At 62.2% G+C, this 17,481-nt stretch carries 11 protein-coding genes and 1 riboswitch; of the genes, 5 read left to right on the plus strand and 6 right to left on the minus strand.

Translation table 11 applies throughout. From position 1 onward, the window contains the following. Positions 1-90 precede the first annotated feature (90 nt). Positions 91-525 (minus strand): PIN domain-containing protein, encoded by a 435-nt coding sequence (locus HMPREF2527_RS09245; RefSeq protein ID WP_070507908.1) that lies wholly within the window; start codon positions 523-525, stop codon positions 91-93. Between the two features lie 10 nt (positions 526-535). Beyond that, a complete protein-coding gene (locus HMPREF2527_RS09250) occupies positions 536-763 on the minus strand; it encodes a hypothetical protein (protein WP_005506796.1) in 228 nt (75 codons plus the stop codon). A 35-nt stretch (positions 764-798) separates the two neighbouring features. Continuing rightward, positions 799-933: riboswitch (SAM riboswitch) on the minus strand. A 265-nt stretch (positions 934-1,198) separates the two neighbouring features. On the opposite strand from HMPREF2527_RS09250, the gene HMPREF2527_RS09255 reads away from it, so the two are divergent. Continuing rightward, positions 1,199-5,371 carry a DEAD/DEAH box helicase gene (locus HMPREF2527_RS09255; RefSeq protein ID WP_070507911.1) on the plus strand — a complete coding sequence of 1,391 codons (4,173 nt, stop codon included), beginning with the start codon at positions 1,199-1,201 and terminating at the stop codon, positions 5,369-5,371. A gap of 218 nt (positions 5,372-5,589) precedes the next feature. Next, positions 5,590-6,426 carry an aldo/keto reductase gene (locus HMPREF2527_RS09260; protein WP_049350026.1) on the plus strand — a complete coding sequence of 279 codons (837 nt, stop codon included), beginning with the start codon at positions 5,590-5,592 and terminating at the stop codon, positions 6,424-6,426. A gap of 217 nt (positions 6,427-6,643) precedes the next feature. On the opposite strand, the gene HMPREF2527_RS09265 is transcribed toward HMPREF2527_RS09260, so the two are convergent. After that, positions 6,644-9,196, minus strand: a complete 2,553-nt coding sequence (locus HMPREF2527_RS09265; RefSeq protein WP_210390390.1) for a helix-hairpin-helix domain-containing protein — start codon at positions 9,194-9,196, stop codon at positions 6,644-6,646. 413 nt (positions 9,197-9,609) lie between these two features. On the opposite strand from HMPREF2527_RS09265, the gene HMPREF2527_RS09270 reads away from it, so the two are divergent. Beyond that, positions 9,610-11,235, plus strand: coding sequence for a dehydrogenase (locus HMPREF2527_RS09270; protein WP_070507914.1), 1,626 nt, complete (start codon positions 9,610-9,612; stop codon positions 11,233-11,235). Positions 11,236-11,383: 148 nt separating this feature from the next. Here HMPREF2527_RS09270 and HMPREF2527_RS09275 read toward each other — a convergent pair whose 3' ends face one another. Continuing rightward, positions 11,384-12,859: an amino acid permease gene (locus HMPREF2527_RS09275; protein ID WP_070507917.1), complete on the minus strand. Its 1,476-nt coding sequence runs from the start codon at positions 12,857-12,859 to the stop codon at positions 11,384-11,386. Positions 12,860-13,319: 460 nt separating this feature from the next. Then, positions 13,320-14,801: an amino acid permease gene (locus HMPREF2527_RS09280; RefSeq protein ID WP_070507920.1), complete on the minus strand. Its 1,482-nt coding sequence runs from the start codon at positions 14,799-14,801 to the stop codon at positions 13,320-13,322. Between the two features lie 500 nt (positions 14,802-15,301). On the opposite strand from HMPREF2527_RS09280, the gene HMPREF2527_RS09285 reads away from it, so the two are divergent. Both HMPREF2527_RS09285 and trmB read left to right on the plus strand, forming a co-directional pair. Then, entirely contained in the window at positions 15,302-15,700 is a 399-nt protein-coding gene (locus tag HMPREF2527_RS09285; RefSeq protein WP_070507924.1) for a hypothetical protein, read from the plus strand. 206 nt (positions 15,701-15,906) lie between these two features. Further along, entirely contained in the window at positions 15,907-16,713 is an 807-nt protein-coding gene (gene trmB, locus HMPREF2527_RS09290) for a tRNA (guanosine(46)-N7)-methyltransferase TrmB (protein ID WP_070507927.1), read from the plus strand. 258 nt (positions 16,714-16,971) lie between these two features. Here trmB and HMPREF2527_RS09295 read toward each other — a convergent pair whose 3' ends face one another. Further along, a complete protein-coding gene (locus tag HMPREF2527_RS09295; protein WP_070507929.1) occupies positions 16,972-17,478 on the minus strand; it encodes a heat shock protein transcriptional repressor HspR in 507 nt (168 codons plus the stop codon). Positions 17,479-17,481 lie beyond the last annotated feature (3 nt).

Below are 17,481 nucleotides of genomic sequence, written 5' to 3' on the forward strand. Positions count from 1 at the left end.
CTCCGATTAACACTCGAAAGCGGGTTCTCACAACTATTCACACAGGTATTCATCCAGACGCGCACGCGAGGACGTGTATCAGGCGAAGTTTTACTGCTCAGTCCACGGGTTGGAAGCCTGAACACCCCAGGCGCGGTACACCTGCGCCTTAGAAGAAATCAGCTCCAAATCATAGGCGCTCGCACTCGCCGCCATCAGACCCTCCAGGGCGGCGGTAGGCAGCGGACCGGCATCATCACGACCCACAGCATGCACGCCGCGCGGCGCCTGACGGCCCGCCCACTCGAGGCTCACGCGCGCATCCACATTAATAACGTGGTCGCCAAAGCGCTCAAGAAGTTCGGTAATCCAGCGATCAGTTTCCGGGTAGGGGTACAGGCCCTTCAGCTCGCCAATGCTCAGCACAGAAATGTACATGTGCCGGAACGAGCGGCGGCGCAGAAAAGCGACCACGGCGGGGTCTGGATCCGCCTTACGGATCTCCGCAAGAACGTCGGAGTCCAGGAGCATACCGGAGAAATTCATACCCCTAATGCTACGCTACGCGCAGACCGGCGTACTCAATAGCGGGGATGCCCTCGGGGTTCGGCAGAAGAAGGAAGTTCAGGAACTCGTCGCGCTTAGAAGAAATGCGGGAGTAATCGTCAATGCTGACTGCGGTGTATCCGCCTCGCGCGGGGACAGCTGCGGCACGCAGGCTTTCCTGGTAGGAGCGGGAGGGGTTCAGAGAGATTGCTGCTTCGGTTGCAGAGCCGTTGTACATGTGACAACCTGCGCCGTGAGTGGCGCGATCCTTTCGCGTTGCTCTTGTCTGTACCAATTACCACCGGTTATTCCGGTGGTGAATACAAACCGCTTCGTCATCCGAGCCACCCGTGAACATGGGGTTGGCGTTCGACCATAGTCGGAGCTTATCAGTCGAAACTCTTGAAGCTGGGTTTAGCTTACAGCATTTTCTCAAGTTAAGTAAAGCGTTTTGTGAAAGAGATTTAGATTATTAGCATTTTGGCTTGTGGGAACGTTTTAAATGGTGTGAATTTTTGATACGGTGCGGAATATCTTATGTGAATACCGGTGTTTTTATGCGTCAAAAACTCCCCGCCAAAAATACGAAATACGCCCCAAACCACCGCTCAATAGTCGCCCCAGCAACCAACCCGACAGTCAATCCAACAGTCAGCCCGGCAGCCGCCAGCAAATGACCGGCAACAAGGCGCATACCCGCACAATACGCGATAATGAGCTGGTGAGCGCCAACAACCCCTTCCCCGAAATTCCCGTCACCGTACCGCAGATCATTCGCCAGGCCGGGCACCGCACCTACCAGCGCGGCGTCGCCTACCAGCGCAACCGCGAAGTCATCCGCTACAGCTACGATGAAGACGAGCGAACCCTCACCGGGCTCGTCAACGGAAGCACCATCATCCCCTACGAAGTGACCATTCGTTTCTTCCCCGCCGTCAGCGGCTCCGCAACCTTCACCGCCCGTTGCACCTGCCCCGTGCTCACCGACTGCAAGCACGCCGTAGCGCTCATGCTCACCGCGCTCGACCGCGCCTCCGTAGCGAAAAAGGCACTCAGCGAACACCCCGGACCGGTCGGCGTACCCGGTGCCGTAACGAAGGCTACCGCTGCGAAGGGTGCGACAGATGCAAAAGGATCAGCAATAAAGGGATCTGCAGATTCAAAGAGCGCGGACGTTGCGGAGGCGAAGAAATCCGCCGACCCGCTCGCGGCGCTGCGCGCCTCCGGTGCACTCACCACCGCGGCGAAACTGCCCGCGCCCGATGCAGCAACTGCCGAGCCCGAAAACCCCCAGGGAAGCTTTGCACTCAACGAGCTAGGCGCCTCCCCGAGCCTGCAGGCAGAGGCATCCGCCACCAAAATCTCGGCATGGCGACGCGACCTCTCCTCCGTTCTTTCCGCACGTCAGGACCTTGCGGGCATTGATTCAATGCGCGTGAGCGGCGCCCTGGATTTCTCGCTGAGCGTCTCCGGCTCCTACGCGCGCGGCCGCAATATGCCCGGGGCAACCCCCAGCATTAACCTGCTCGCCCGCCCGCTCATGGCGTCCAAAACCGGGCGCTGGATCAAGGGCGGACTCAGCTGGGAAACCTTCGCCTCTAGCGTGGGCGGACCCGTCGGGCGGCACGAAATCTACCCCGAACATGAACGATTCTTCGCCGAACTCTACTCGATTGCCCGCCCCTGGCAGAACATGTACTCCTCACACCGCGACTGGATCTCAATCAGCGCTTCTGCCTCCACTCTGCTCTGGGATGTACTCGCCCGCGCGGAGGATATTGGCCTGCCCCTGCTCGTCAACGGTCGCGAGGTGAACTACGCCGTGCTGAGCCCCGCACAGGTGCGCCTGCACGCCGCCGCCAGCGAGGATGCGCACGACGAGGGCGCCGGTCTGCAGCTTCAAGCAGCGCTCAGCTGGGAAGGACGCGAAGGCGAACTGCTACGCCAGCTCTGGCTACCCGCCGCGCACTGCCACCCCATCGGCACCCCGCGCACCGGCTTCTTTGCCCTGGGCGGGCTGGTTCAGCAGGAGTACGAGCAGGCGGCAAAGGCGGTGCACTGGAAGACCGCGCGCCCCGGCGCACTGGATGAAGTGGGTCGCGAATCTTTCGTGCAAAAGGACGCGCTGAAGGCGCCGACTGAGGAAGCCGAGAATAGCGCACCGACGATTGCCCCAGTACAGGGTGAGCGGGTGCGCTACTCCCCCGCCGTGCCCGAACTGTCCGAGGGCGTGGAACTGGCGCTCATCCCCCTGGTCGAGCCGCTCGATGCCGCCTCCGAATCGCTCATTAGCGCCGGAACCGTGCACATTCCCGCCGCGGAACGCGCCACGTTCCAGAAGGAGTACCTGCCCGCGCTCAGTCGTTCCATTCCCTCGCTAACCCCCGATCCGGCGCTGGCGCTGCCGCGCGTGAAGCCGCCGCATCTGGTGCTTGAAATCAGCTTTGACGAGCAGGTACGCCACGACGCGCAGCTGAGCTGGCGTTGGGAGTACCCGCTGAACCCCTTCGCGGAGGACAGCTCAGAGGAGGCGAGCGCGCAGGATTCTGCGGGTGCCTCCGAGGTGCAGTCCCTGCCCGTTTTCGGCTACCCCGGTGAAGAGGGCGGCGAGATTCGCGATGAGCGTTTTGAGGCGCGCGTGCTGCGTTCGGTGCGCGCAATTCTTGCCGCCCATCCGGCGCTTTCCGGGTTGGAGGAGCGCCGCATCGAGGGTTGGGAAACCCGCGAGCTGCTGAGCGCGATTCTGCCGAAGCTTCGCCGCGTTTCCGCTTTTCAGGTGCGTTTTAACGGCACCCCGCCGGAGTTCGTGGAGGCAACCGACGCGCTCATCGAAATCACCGTGAGCGAGGGTAATTCTCGCGACTGGTTCGGTCTGGGCATTGCCGTGAAGGTCAACAATTGGACCGTGCCCTTCGCCCAGATTTTTGAGGCGCTGGACCGCGGGGCGGACCGTATTCTGCTCGGTAACGGCACCTATTTCTCGCTACGTCGACCCGAGTTTAAGACCCTGCGCACCCTCATTGCGGAGGCTCGAGAACTCGACGATGCGGGCGGTGAGCTGCGCATTAACCGGCACCAGGCGGGGCTGTTCTCGGAGCTGGAGTCGCTGGCGGCGAGCGTGCATACGACCGCGCGGTGGGATGCGCAGGTGCGTTCGCTGTTGGAGCTGGTTGAGGGTCTGGAGGATGCCGAAGAAAGCACCGAAAAGGTGCCTGACAAGGGCTCTCAGGATTCCCCCGCGCTCCAGAAAACTTCCGGCAAGAAGACCTCCCGCCAGAAGAACCCCCGCCAGATTATTCCGAGCTGCCCGGTGCCCACCGGTCTGCAGGCGACCCTGCGCCCCTACCAGGTGGAGGGTTTCCAGTGGTTGTCGTTCCTGTACGAGCACCGTCTGGGTGGCATCCTCGCAGATGACATGGGCCTGGGTAAGACCGTGCAGGCTCTCGCCCTGCTCGCCCACGCCATCGAGGAGCACCGCGCCGCAGCTGAGCGTGCCGCCGAGCGCGGTGAGAGCGTTGAGCCGTTCGCGCCCTTCCTCGTGGTTGCGCCGACCTCCGTAGTTGCGAACTGGGCGGCGGAGGCCGAACGCTTCCTGCCCGAGGCGAAGGTCGTGACCATCACCGAAACCACCGCCGGTAAGACCCCGCTTGCCGAGCGCATCGCCGGGGCGCATCTGGTGCTGACCAGCTACACGCTGCTGCGCATGGATGAGGACGCTTACACCGGTTACGCTCGCACGCTAGGCCGCGCCGTTGACGATTCCACGGGCGAACTATCCGCCCCCGAAGGCTGGGGCGCGCTCCTGCTGGACGAGGCGCAATTCGTCAAAAACACCGGTACCCGCGCCTGGTCCATCGCCCGCGCGATGCCCGCCCGTACCAAGATCGCGATGACCGGCACGCCCATTGAGAACAACCTCATGGAGCTGTGGGCGCTGCTGGCAATTGTGGCGGACGGCCTGTTCCCCTCCGCCCGTGCGTTCCGTGACCTGTACGCTCGCCCGGCGGAGTCCGCTGAGGACCCGGCGCACGCCGCGGCGACGGCGGCTCGTCTGCGCCGGCGCATCCGCCCGCTTATGTTGCGCCGCACCAAGGAGCTGGTGGCGGCGGAGCTTCCGGCGAAGAACGATACGCGCGTGAACCTGCCGCTGGCTCCCGGTCACCGCCGCATCTATGACACGCATCTGCAGCGTGAACGTCAGAAGGTGCTGGGTCTACTGGAGGATATGGACAAGAACCGGTTCACGATCTTCCAGTCGCTGACCCTGCTGCGCCGCCTGGCGCTCGATGCCGCGCTGATTGATCCGGAAGCCTACGCCGGGGTGTCGTCGGTCAAGCGTGACTACCTGGTTCAGCAGCTGCCCGACCTGCTCGAGAAGGGCCACCGAGTGCTGGTGTTCAGCCAGTTCACCGGCTACCTCAAGAGCATTTCGGCACGCCTGGCTAAGGAGGGCATCGGTCACCTGTACCTGGACGGTTCGACCCGCAACCGTGCCGAGGTTATCGAGGCGTTTACGAGCGGGCAGGAGCCGGTGTTCCTCATTTCGCTCAAGGCTGGCGGTTTCGGCCTGAACCTGACCGAGGCGGACCACGTGTTCATCATGGATCCGTGGTGGAACCCCGCCGCCGAGCAGCAGGCGGTGGACCGTATTCACCGCATCGGCCAGGACAAGGAGGTGCACGTCTACCGTCTGGTCGCCGAGGGCACCATTGAGGAGAAGGTCATGCAGCTCAAGGAGTCGAAGGCCGCGCTCTTCGATGCGGTGGTCGGTGAGGGCGAGTTCGCCTCCGCAGCGGTGACGGCTGAGGATGTGCGTGAGCTCTTTGCGCCGGCTATCGAGCGATAGCCGCCCTCCAATCTGAGCGGTAGCCGCCTTCCAGACTGAGCGGTAGACTTCGGGTCTGCTGATATGCCTGACGCCCGTCATTTTTCGTTACTTGGTTACGCCTCGGGCTAGATTCACGCCCGATTCTGCTGTGGCCCTTCTCAACGGGGGCTCTGAGGCGTAACCTGGTACGACTACTTACGGAGGCGCCGCCTCCCCACAGATTCAAAAGGAGCATCATGAGCTACAACGTACCCAATGTAAAGTTCAACGACGGCCGATCCATTCCGCAGCTGGGCTACGGCGTGTGGCAGATTGAGGACGAGGTCGCCGAGAAGATTGTGAGCACCGCCCTGGAGATCGGCTACCGCCACATCGACACCGCCGCTAGCTACGGCAACGAGGCGGGCGTGGGCCGCGCTATCGCTAACTCCGGCGTGGCTCGCGAAGACATCTTCCTCACCACCAAGCTGTGGAACTCTGACCAGGGTTACGAGAGCGCTTTCGAGGCGTTCGAGGCTTCCTTGGAGAAGCTGGGTACCGACTACGTTGACATGTATCTGATTCACTGGGCTAAGCCGCAGCAGGGCCTGTACTTGGATTCTTGGCGTGCGCTGATTGAGCTGCAGAAGCAGGGTAAGGTCCGTTCGATTGGTGTTTCGAACTTCCCCGAGGAGCAGTTGCGCGAGATTATCGAGGAGACCGGCGTGGTTCCGGTCATCCACCAGGTTGAGCTGCACCCTTACTTCTCGCAGGAGGCGCTGCGTGCTGTTCACGCTGAGTACGGCATCGCGACTCAGGCATGGAGCCCGCTGGGCAACGGTAGCGATCTGCTGCAGAACCCCGTGCTGGCTGAGATTGCGGAGCGCCACGGCGCAACCCCCGCGCAGGTCGTGCTGGCATGGCACCTGGCTAAGGGCACCGTGGCTATCCCGAAGTCCGCGACCCCCTCCCGCATTGAGGAGAACCTGGCGTCGGTGAACGTGAAGCTGACCGCCGAGGACATCGCGGCTGTGGATGCGCTTTCCAGCCCCGAGGGTCGTATTGGCGCTGACCCGGCGAACATTGATTTCTAAGCTGGAGCGTAGAGTCCCGCGTCTAGGGGCTTGAAGCTAGGCAGAGTAAAGCCCCGACAGGCACAGATAGTGCTTGTCGGGGCTTTATTGCGTTCTCAGGGTTGACGCTCTCAGGGGCAAGTTTTTAGCGAACGCTCGTTCTCGGATTGGAGTTCTCGGATTGGATGGTTTTTGTAGAGCTATCCTTAGCGAGCGCTCCGCAGCTTATCTTTCACCGCTAGTTCTCGTCCTCCACCAGCAGGGAGAGGGAGATGCGGCGGCGTACCGGGTCAACCTCCACCACGCGCACCTGCACAATGTCGCCGCTGCGCACAATATCGTGCGGGTTCGCCACGTAGCCGCGGCTCATCTGCGAGATGTGCACGAGGCCGTCCTGGTGCACACCAATATCCACGAACGCGCCGAATGCCGCCACGTTCGAGACGGTACCTTCGAGCACCATGCCGGGGCGCACGTCCTCGAAGTGCGAGACGGACTCGGAGAAGCGGGCGGTGCGGAAGCTACCGCGCGGGTCCAGGCCGGGGCGGCGCAGCTCGGCGAAGATGTCCTCGACCGTGTACACGCCGGCGGTGCCTTCGTCCGCGCTCGCCTGAGTATCGCTATCCTGCACGTAGTCGGCGGGGTTCAGCCCGTCGAGCGGGTCGGTTCCATCCGAGGTGCCCAGGGCGCCGGCAACCCAGTGGGCGCCATTGCGCGCCTGCGCGTCGGCAATAATGCGGCGCGCGAGCGGGTAGGCTTCCGGGTGCACGGCGGAGGCGTCCAGCGGCTCCTCACCGCCGCGGATGCGAATAAATCCTGCCGCTTGGCGGAAGGTTTTCGCGCCCAGTCGCGGCACGTTCAGCAGCTGCTGACGGTTCGCGAAGGCGCCGTGTTCGGTGCGGTAGGCGACGATGCGTTCGGCGGTTGCGGTGCCCACTCCCGCCACGTGCGCGAGCAGCTGCACGGAGGCACTGTTGAGGTTCACGCCCACGGCGTTCACGCAGTCTTCGACGGTGTCGTTGAGGGCGCGGCGCAGGGCGGCGGGCGGCACGTCGTGCTGGTACTGCCCCACGCCGATGGACTGCGGATCGATTTTGACGAGCTCGGCGAGCGGGTCCTGTAGGCGGCGGGCAATGGAGACGGCGCCGCGTACGGTCACATCATAGTCGGGCAGCTCGGCGGCAGCCAGCGCGGAGGCGGAGTAGACGGAGGCGCCCGCCTCGGAGACGGTCACCTTCTGGGGTGCTTCGGCGCCTTCCTCACGCAGGGTGCGGATCAGTTCGCTGGCGAGCTTATCGGTTTCGCGGCTTGCGGTGCCGTTGCCGATGGCGATAAGTTCCACGCCGTGCTCGCGGCAGGCGGTGGCGAGCTCACGCAGTGCTTCTGCCCACTGGTTGCGCGGGGCGTGCGGGTAGACGGTGCCCACGCGCAGCGGCTCACCGGTGCCGTCAACCACGGCGTATTTCACGCCGTGGCGCAGACCCGGGTCCAGGCCGAGGGTGGTCTTGTGGCCGGCGGGTGCGGCGAGCAGAATATCGCGCAGGTTGGATGCGAACACCTCGGTAGCGTTCTGCGCGGCGGCGTCGAGGAGCTGGTGGCGGATGCGTTCGGCGAGGCGCGGGCGCAGGTGGCTGCGCCATGCGGTGCGCACGGTGGCGGCGAGCCAGCCGAGTACGCGGTCTTCGTCGTCGACGGTGTTGAGCACCTGCACGGGGATGCGTAGCGCGGCGGCGACTTCACGCTCGTATGCAGAACGGACGTTCTCGTAATTTTCTGCGGCGGCCTCAGCTTCGGCGCGGGCGGCACCGCGCAGGCGGCTGAGCGCCACGGGGGCGGGTGCCACATCCACCTTGAGGCGCACTACGCCGGCGTCCTTGGCGCGGTGCAGCGCCAGCACGCGGTGCGGCGGAATCGAACGAATACGGTCCGAGAAGGCGAAATAGTCGGAGAACTTCGCACCAATGCTTTCCTGACCGGCAATCACGCGGGACTCAATCACGCCGCCTTCACGCAGGCGCTTGAGGAGCTTTTCGCTCAGCACCGGGTCGGTGAGGGCGCGGTCAACCAGGATCGCGCGGGCACCGTCGAGGGCCTCTTCGGCGCTGTGAATCTGCAGGGCTTCGTCCGCCTCTGCAACCTCAATGCTCTCGTCCTCATCATCCCCATCGTCCCCGTCGTCTTCGGTGCCGTCGGTAATGTATGCGGCGGCGATGGCGTGCGCCTCGGCGAGGGGCACCTCCAGCAGGTCTTCGACGAGGGAATCAAGCCCGGCGGCACGCGCCATCTGGGCGCGGGTCACACGCTCGCTGCGGTACGGGGCGTAAATAGCGTTCACGTCTGCGATGGTGGCGGCGTTCATGAGCGAGGAACGCAGCTGCAGCAGGGTGAGCGGGTCGATGAGGCCTTCGTCGGCGCGTTCGGTGAGCGCTTCGAGCACGCGGTTGCGGCGCTCTTCGAGGGCGCGGAGCTGGCCCAGGCGCGACTGGATGGTGCGCAGCTGGGTGTCGGTGAGTGCGCCCGTCGCTTCTTTGCGGTAGCGGGCGATGAAGGGCACGGAGTTGTCGGCATCAAGCAGTGCCACAGCTGCGCGGATGCGGTGCGGCGCAATGCCGGTTTCTATGGCGAGCGCGTTGATGAGGTGCTCGGTGGGCTGCTCAGTCTTGCCGCCGGTTTCGTGTTTTTCACGGTGTGCGGCGCTGCTGGGTTCATTGCCGGCGGCGCTACTGGGCGCGGGGTCTGCAGCTCGATCCGCGCGCGGGCGGATGCTGCTCGGGAGGGGGTGTTCGCTCATCCCTCCAGTTTCGCATATTTCGCCGCGGCTCATGGGTTGGCCGGTAATGCTGGGATAAGAGTCAGCCCGGGGCATATTTTGCTCGCCTGTGCGGGTGCGAGCAAGCGTATTTTTCCATCGCATCTTCCAGTGCAGATTACGAGTCTTTGCGCACATTTTGCCCTGTGAGTGCGCTAAACTTTGTCATCTTTCCGTAAGAAACCGTGTTAGGGGTTCACGTATTTGAATAGTGCTTAGTTTCAGCGATAAATTTAGATAAAAGAGCATATTTTTTTGAAAAAATATCTCTTATTCGTGCAGATAAGAGCTGGACTCACGCCACGCAAACACCCTTATCTGCGTGCACACGTTCAGGGTTTCGGCGGCACGGTACGACATGGTGCCGCCACATCCTGCAGATGAAAGAGGGACCCATGCGCGAACAAGCCGCGCTATCAAACGCGCCGGAGGGCTACTTAGATTTTCACGACGAGTACGCGGAACTCATCGCCGAACTCGCCGCGCTGGGGTTCACCCCTACCCAGGTTCTCCGCCGCCTCAACTTTCTGTACCCGCACATCAACAAGAAGTACCTGAACTATGCGCTGAGCTCCGGCATCTGGCAGTTTGGCCCGGTCACGGCAGACGCCCCGAGCTACACGGTGCTCGCATGCGGCCTCTGGTACGTTTTCGCGGAAGCCTATGATTTGCCTCCGGAGCCCGAGTACGCGGCGCTGATTCTTGATTGCGATATTATTCACGACCTGCCGTCCGCGCTGGAGGCACGCCACTTCAACAATGAAGACATTGCGCACGTTCTGGCGAAGATTGGTGCAACGCTCAAGTACCTTGCCGCACACCCCTACTCCCAGCTGGAGGAAGAAGCCTACGCGCAGACCCTCGAGGACATCAGGCGGCGCGGCGTGAAAGAAATCGGCACCGAGGGCGGTAGCCTGTACACCCTGCTCGCCGCCAGTATGGAGGGCGAATCCGCGTGGCCGGCACCGGTTCAGACCGTCAACGATTACCTCGGTGACGGCGACTGGTCCTTGGGCATGCTCCGCACCGGCATCTACCCGGCGGAGGCGCTCGAGAACGAGTGGTATATCGACGCCGCGGCGGTACCCGAGGATTTTGCGCCGAAGACTCTGAGCCTGTTTTTGAGCTATTGCGCCCGCTACGACCGCGAGCCGACGGCGCTGAACTACGGCTACTGGTCTACCATTCCCACGCTCATTGAGCAGGTGCCGCCGCTGGGTGCGGTACGCGCCAAGTTCGGCTCCTGGCAGACGACTCTGCATCGCGGACGCACGCAGATTGCCCGCGAGCTGCGCCTGTGGACGAAGAACGAAGCAAACGCAGCTGCCGCTGAGTCGAACGAGACCGAGGCGAGCGCGGCTGAGGAGCTTGAGCTCCTCGATGCTGAGCTGACTAACACTGAGCTCCTCGACGCTGAGCTGACTAACGCTGAGCTCCCCGAAGCAGAACTAGCAGAGTTGGATACCCCGGACGGCGGCTCCCCTGCGGACGCTCCCGCGGAACCAGCAGATCCCGCAGAACCGGCAGAGCCCGCGCGTCTGAGCGCCCGCGAACTCACCGAGCAGGGCATCGGCGTGGTGCAGACCGCCCACACCGACCTGGCGGCGTACCACCGCACCCAGTGGGAGCAGACGGTGGAAGTCTTCGGCGAACGCCTCGCGCAGCTTGCCTGGAACCGCCGCCTGAGCACATACTACTTCTTCGACGGCGCCTGCCTGGAAGACGCCGACCCGACCCCCGTGGTGACGGTTTTCCGCTCCCCCACCGGCTTCCTCTGCGAGCTCGAACCCACCGTCGAGGCGCTGCCCGCCTTCGACCCGGAGTTCCTGCAGGAGCACGGCTGGAGGCACCCGGTACCGGTGCATGCACTGTGGAACCTGCACGCACTCGACCCGCTGGAGGCAGCTGCCGCCGTCATTGAGGCGATGCGTTCCGGTTGCGGTTGTGAACGCTGGGATTTCTACCGCACCGATGACGACAACGACCCGCTTGCCGAAGAGGCTGAGGTGGCTTCCGTCTAAGCGCGCACTCCCGTGAGCCTCTCGTCGGATTCATCCCTGGAGACAGCGAAAGCCCGCGTCCCCGCTCCCTGAGAGGAGCAGGTGACGCGGGCTTTACGCATGCGCTGATAGCCGGTACTGGCAACCAGTATGGCTTAGCGTGGGGTGCTTAGCGTGCCGAGAAAATCTCGGACGCCTCCACAATCGCAATCTGCGCGGTGCGGGTCGAGATTGCTTCGTGACGGCGGGCATCAGCGCGGCGCTTGAAGACCCAGCCGATACCCAGAATCACGAACCAGACGGGCATCGCGAGCAGACCCATGAGGGTTTCCTCGTTCATGGTCAGCACACCAATGGTGAAAGCGAAGAACGCCAGAGCCAGCCACGCGGAGAAACGGCCGCCGGGCAGACGGAACTTCGACTTCTTGTGGCGCGAGGGGAACTTCTTGCGGTACATCAGGTAGCTGACCATAATCATGGCCCACGCAAAAATCACGAGCACCGCAGCCACGGTGGTGACCAGGTTGAACGCACGAGAGATCGAGTCACCCGCGTAGAGCAGCACAATCGAGGACAGCAGCATCACGGCGGAGAGGAACAGCGCGTTATGCGGCACGCCATTCTTGGAAATCTTGCCCAGGAACTGCGGTGCACTGCGCTCGCGTGCCAGGCCGAATGCCATACGCGAGGTGGAGAAGATACCGGAGTTAGCTGAGGAGGTCGCGCTGGTAATCACCACAAAGTTGATGATGTGCGCGGCGATCCCCAGACCCGCCAGAGTGAACATGGCGACGAAGGGGCTCTTATCGGGGCTGACCAGGCGCCAGGGGGTGACCATCAGAATCACGGCGAGCGCGCCCACATAGAAGACCATAATACGTACCGGCACGGCGTTAATTGCCTTGGGCAGGGTCTTTTCGGGGTCCTGGGTTTCTGCGGCGGTGGTACCGACGAGCTCTGAGCCCATGAACGCGAAGACAGCAATCTGGAACGCGCCGAGGAAGCCAATGAAGTGGTTGGGGAACATGCCGCCGTCATTCCAGAGGTTTGCAACGGAGGCCTGTGCGCCACTGGGCGAGGTGAAGCCGACGGCAATCATGCCGCCGCCAACGATAATCAGGGCGACGATGGCGACAATCTTAATCATGGAAAACCAGAATTCGATTTCTCCGAAGTTCTTCACGGAGACCAGGTTCAGGGTCAGCAGAACGCCGATGACGGCGAGCGCCGGGATCCATGGCTGCAGGTCGGGCCACCACATGTGCAGGTAGCCGACGATTGCGATGATGTCCGCGACGGCGGTAACCACCCACATGAACCAGTAGGACCAGCCGAGGAAGAAGCCCGCCATGGGGCCGACAAGGTCGGTGGTGAAGTCAGAGAAGGACTTGTACCTCAGGTTGGAGAGCAGAATCTCGCCCATAGCTCGCAGTACCAGGAAGATGACGGCGCCGATGAGCATGTACACGAAAATAACTGAGGGACCCGCCATGGAGATGGCGCGGCCGGAGCCCATGAACAGGCCGGTGCCGATGGCTCCGCCGATGGCGATGAGCTGGATGTGGCGGTTGCTCAGACCGCGGTGCAGTCGCTCTCCCTGTTCGGGAGCTTTAGGATTCAGGCTGACGTTGTTCTGTTCAGTCACGACGTCCTCTTTTCAGCGGTTGTACCCCGTGCCGCATGTACCCCTAGTGTAATGAGAATCATTAAGATTCAGGAGGTATAGCTAGTGCATGAATATGCGGTCATTGCTTTGCGGGGTGTCCCCGGATTTCGGGGCGAGGCTGGGGCTCTACCAGCTACCGCGCGGTGCTCGAAAGTGTCACGCTATCGATTGACGCGGAGTTTTTCTGAGAGCCCTCACAGCTACTTGGATAGTTATTCTACAGGTGTTAAGTGCAAGAAAACAGGATTTACGGCAAAAATGTGACCTGTTTCTATTATTTACGTCATATCAAGCGGTGTAAAAAATGCCGCCCGGAACGTAAACAGGCAGGCACGAGGGCACGCGAAAGCCCCGCCTCCGCATCCTAAAAGAATGCAGAAACGGGGCTTACCAACAGCGCCGCAGAAACACTACATAAACGCCGCAGAAAGAACAGAAACTACTGCTGACCAGCCTTGTCAACAACATTGCCAGCAGCCAGCGCACGAGCACGCTTCGCCGCGTGACGGCGGGTCAGAATCTCGTAGCCAATAGCCAGAGCGATGAACCAGATGGGGGTCAGTGCCAGGCCGATTGCGGTGTCCGGGTACAGGCTCAGGGCGTAGACCATGACGGCGAAGAAGACCAGACCAAACCAGCTCATGCCAATACCCCAAGGCATCTTGTACGCGGACGCCTCGTGGCGCTCCGGGAACTTCTTACGGTAGACCAGGTACGCAATCAGGATCATGCTCCAGGTGAAGATACCCATCATCGACGCCACGGAGGTCACCACGGTGAACGCCTCCATGATGCCGCTACCGGCATACAGCATGACCAGGCTAAACAGCAGCATCACGGTGGTCAGGTACAGGGCGTTAGCGGGCACACCGTTCTTGGTGAGCTTACCCAGCGCGGAGGGTGCGGCACCGTCGTGCGCCAAACCGTAGACCATGCGGGAGGTCGAGAAAATACCGGAGTTCGCCGAGGACGCCGCGGAGGTCAGCACCACAAAGTTCACCAGGGAGGCGGCAACAGCAATGCCAGCCAGGGAGAACATGCCCACGAAGGGGCTCATGGACTTATCCAACTTGTCCCAGGGGGTGACGGCGAGGATGGTCAGCAGCGGCAGCGCGTAGAAGAGGCCAATGCGGAAGGGTACCGCATTAATCGCCTTGGGCAGGGTGCGTTCGGGGTGTTCGGTTTCCGCCACGGCGGTACCGACCAGCTCAGCACCCACGAAGGCAAAGAGCGCAATCTGGAAGGCACCCAGGAAGCCCGTCAGGCCCTGGGTAAAGATACCGCTACCGGAGGGGCCGGGGCGATCCCAGAGATTTGCCACAGAGGCGACGGTACCGTCGGGCGCGGTGAAGCTAAAGGCAACCATGAGCGCACCAACAATAATGAGGGCGACAATCGCGACGATTTTAATGACTGCGAACCAGAATTCGATTTCACCGAAGTTCTTCACCGAGGGCAGGTTCAGCAGCAGCAGAGCCACGATAACGGTCAGCGCCGGGATGAAGGCTGGGATTTCCGGCCACCAGTATTTGATGTAGCCGGTAATGGCAATGACGTCCGCGATACCTGTGACGACCCAGAAGAACCAGTACGACCAGCCGACGAAGAAGCCGGCGCGCAGGCCGAGGATGTCGGTGATGAAGTCGGTGAAGGACTTGTATTTGGGGTTGGAGAGCAGAATCTCGCCCATGGCGCGCAGAACAAAGTAGATGACACTACCGATAATGGCGTAGACAAAGACGATGGAGGGGCCGGTCAGGGCGATGGTCTTTGCCGAGCCGAGGAAAAGGCCGGTGCCGATGGCGCCGCCAATAGCGATCAGCTGGATGTGTCGGTAGCTTAGTCCGCGCTGAAGCTTGGAGTGCTCAGCTTCGGAGTCTAGGCCAGTGACGGAGTTGTGCTGCGTTGGCTGCTGTGTCACGTATTCCTCTTTTCTGCGTCGATTCGCCCTAAATTTCACTCGGGGGCGAGTCCGGGTGGTTGGTATTCGTGCATAATCCTGAACGGCGCGCCAAGAGGCGGTTCCCGCGCTTCCCGAGCCGGCGCGGTGCGCTTGGGCTTGTGGGCTCCGATTTCGCGGGGCTTCCGATTTCTTGCATCGCCGATAAAGGGTTATGCAGAGAATGCATAATTTCAAATTTTACCCCCTCATACCCACACAAGTACAAGGAATACAACATCACCAGATTTTTGAGACGGGGCAATTGAGACGGGGCGAGCCTGCGGCTTCTCTCAACCTCCACCCGAAACACGCCCCGCATCGCCCTTAGATTGCACCCCTTCTCTGCACGCTTCTGCCGGGTTTTCAAAAATATTTAGAAACTTTACGTGTAAAACTTTACAAGGCGAGAAACCGGGTCTAGAGTAGAAACCGTTCAACAAAAACCTAACCAACCAACTACAGAACAGAAGGACAACATCATGGGCAAGTTCTCCAACGCAGCACTGCGCATCACCGCCGGCGCACTCATCCTCGACGCAGGCGTCAAGAAGCTCAAGGCAGACGAAGGCACCTACGCCTTCCTGCAGCAGATGGCGGCAACCGGTGTTCCCGCAGTCTCCAAGCTGGACGCAGCAACCTTCGGTAAGCTCATCTCCGGCGCAGAGACCGCACTCGGCGCAACCCTGCTGACCCCCTTCGTCCCCTCCCGCCTGGCGGGTGCAGGCCTGACCGCATTCGCGGCAAACCTGATGACCATGTACTTCCGCAACCCGGACATGCACGACGAGTACTTCCGCCCCACCCAGGACGGCCAGCAGCTCGCAAACAACATCGTGATGCTCGGCGCGGGTCTGGCGCTGCTGGGCTCCAAGAAGTAAGCCCCACACGCTAACTCACTCAGACGACCTCACGAAAGTGCGGCGGGAACAGTATTCGTTCCCGCCGCACTTTTGTCTGCGCGCTAAATTTCTACGCCCGCCGGACGTACACCGCACCCACCCCACGCCCGGCTAGTTCAGCGTCACGCCAGCCCTGCGCGCCGCGAAACCGCACGGTGTAGCGGCGCTACGCTATTCTTTTAGGTATGTCTACTGAGAACACGCAGCCTAGCCAGGCACCCGAATCCACCGAAGAAAAGGTCAAGAAGCCGGTTCCTGAGGAATTCTTCCGCCAGCCCTACTCCTTCGTCCGCCGCGGCGACCGCCTCACCGCGCGCCGCCAGAAGGCGTGGGACACCTACTCCCCCACCCACGTGCTGGACATTCCGCGCCTGCGCACCGACACCTCCGTATCCCCCGAGGCGACCTTCGACCCGGTCAAGATTTACGGCCGCGAGGCGTACCAGGTCGTCGAGATCGGTTCCGGTCTGGGCGAGGCGATCGTGCACCGTGCAGCTGAGGTGCCCGAGGCGAACTTCCTCGCCGTTGAGGTGTACACCCCCGGTATTGCGGACCTGCTGCTGAAGATGGGCAACGCAGGCGTGGAGAACGTGCGTGTGGCTCAGGCGAACGCGCCCGAACTGCTCGACAACATGCTTGAGGAGAACTCCGTGGACGAGCTGTGGGTGTTCTTCCCGGACCCCTGGCACAAGTCCCGCCACCACAAGCGCCGCCTGGTGTCCCCGGCGTTCGCTGATAAGGTTGCGCGCGTGCTCAAGCCCGGCGGCATTTGGCGTCTGGCGACTGACTGGGAGGAGTACGCCCTGGTCATGCGTGAGGTTCTGGAGGCGCACCCCGACTTTGAGAACGTGAACCCCGGCGCCGGTGCGACCGAGGAGGATCCGCTGGGTGGTTGGGCTCCGCGTTGGGAGGGTCGTACCCTCACCAGCTTTGAGCGTAAGGCTCAGGAGGCAGGCCGCCGCGCGCACGATCTGACCTACCGCCGTAAGTAAGCGGGTCAGCGTTAGCGAGAGTTACCGCCAGGTGATTTCCCGCCACCGCGCAAAGTGCATACGTTAAAGCAGGTGAGGCTCCCCGATTATTCGGGGAGCCTCACCTCCTTGTGTGTGGGTCTGAGTGCATGCGGGGCGGGGGTCTACCCTCCCTCGCGGCGTATACACAAAGACGCACAAGCCTATATGGGTGGCTGACTAGCGCAAATGAGCTAGAACAGCCGAACCGATTATCCCAGTGTAGCGGGTTTAGCCGGTTTAGCGCTGCGGCTTCGTATCATCCGCCGTAGCCGGCTGGTGACGCTGACGGTAGAGCACCACCGCCGAAGAACGCTGACGAGGCGCCGGGCGGGTGCCGCGGGCAATATGCACCACATCGCCACTGGTACCGGCTGCGAACACGCGCTCCACCATGCCCAGTTTCACCTTCGCATCCTCAACCTGACGCTGCAGCGCCGCAATCTGCTCCTGCTGCTCCTCCACGAGGGACTCCAGCTCAATAATGCGGCGAATACCCTCCAGGGAGACGCCCTCCTGCGAGAGCTGCTGAATCTGCTGCAGACGGTTCACGTCACGCTGCGAATAGCGGCGCGCCTTACCGGGCGCACGCGAAGGCTGGACCAGGCCAATGCGGTCGTACTGGCGCAGGGTCTGCGGGTGCATGCCCGCCAGCTCAGCCGCCACAGAAATCACGAAAACCGGCAGGTCCACACTGTGCAACGGCTTGCCGCTACGGGACTTAGATGATGATTCTCGAGATGCCATGGT

Origin of the sequence: Rothia sp. HMSC071B01, from assembly GCF_001808945.1 — a bacterium.
Taxonomy (GTDB): domain Bacteria; phylum Actinomycetota; class Actinomycetes; order Actinomycetales; family Micrococcaceae; genus Rothia.

What these genes read in the sequence shown, in the direction of transcription:
- HMPREF2527_RS09245 (WP_070507908.1), bottom strand. Translation starts at nt 525, where the DNA reads ATGAATTTCTCCGGTATGCTCCTGGACTCCGACGTTCTTGCGGAGATC.
- HMPREF2527_RS09250 (WP_005506796.1), bottom strand. Translation starts at nt 763, where the DNA reads ATGTACAACGGCTCTGCAACCGAAGCAGCAATCTCTCTGAACCCCTCC.
- HMPREF2527_RS09255 (WP_070507911.1), top strand. Translation starts at nt 1,199, where the DNA reads ATGACCGGCAACAAGGCGCATACCCGCACAATACGCGATAATGAGCTG.
- HMPREF2527_RS09260 (WP_049350026.1), top strand. Translation starts at nt 5,590, where the DNA reads ATGAGCTACAACGTACCCAATGTAAAGTTCAACGACGGCCGATCCATT.
- HMPREF2527_RS09265 (WP_210390390.1), bottom strand. Translation starts at nt 9,196, where the DNA reads ATGAGCGAACACCCCCTCCCGAGCAGCATCCGCCCGCGCGCGGATCGA.
- HMPREF2527_RS09270 (WP_070507914.1), top strand. Translation starts at nt 9,610, where the DNA reads ATGCGCGAACAAGCCGCGCTATCAAACGCGCCGGAGGGCTACTTAGAT.
- HMPREF2527_RS09285 (WP_070507924.1), top strand. Translation starts at nt 15,302, where the DNA reads ATGGGCAAGTTCTCCAACGCAGCACTGCGCATCACCGCCGGCGCACTC.
- trmB (WP_070507927.1), top strand. Translation starts at nt 15,907, where the DNA reads ATGTCTACTGAGAACACGCAGCCTAGCCAGGCACCCGAATCCACCGAA.
- HMPREF2527_RS09295 (WP_070507929.1), bottom strand. Translation starts at nt 17,478, where the DNA reads ATGGCATCTCGAGAATCATCATCTAAGTCCCGTAGCGGCAAGCCGTTG.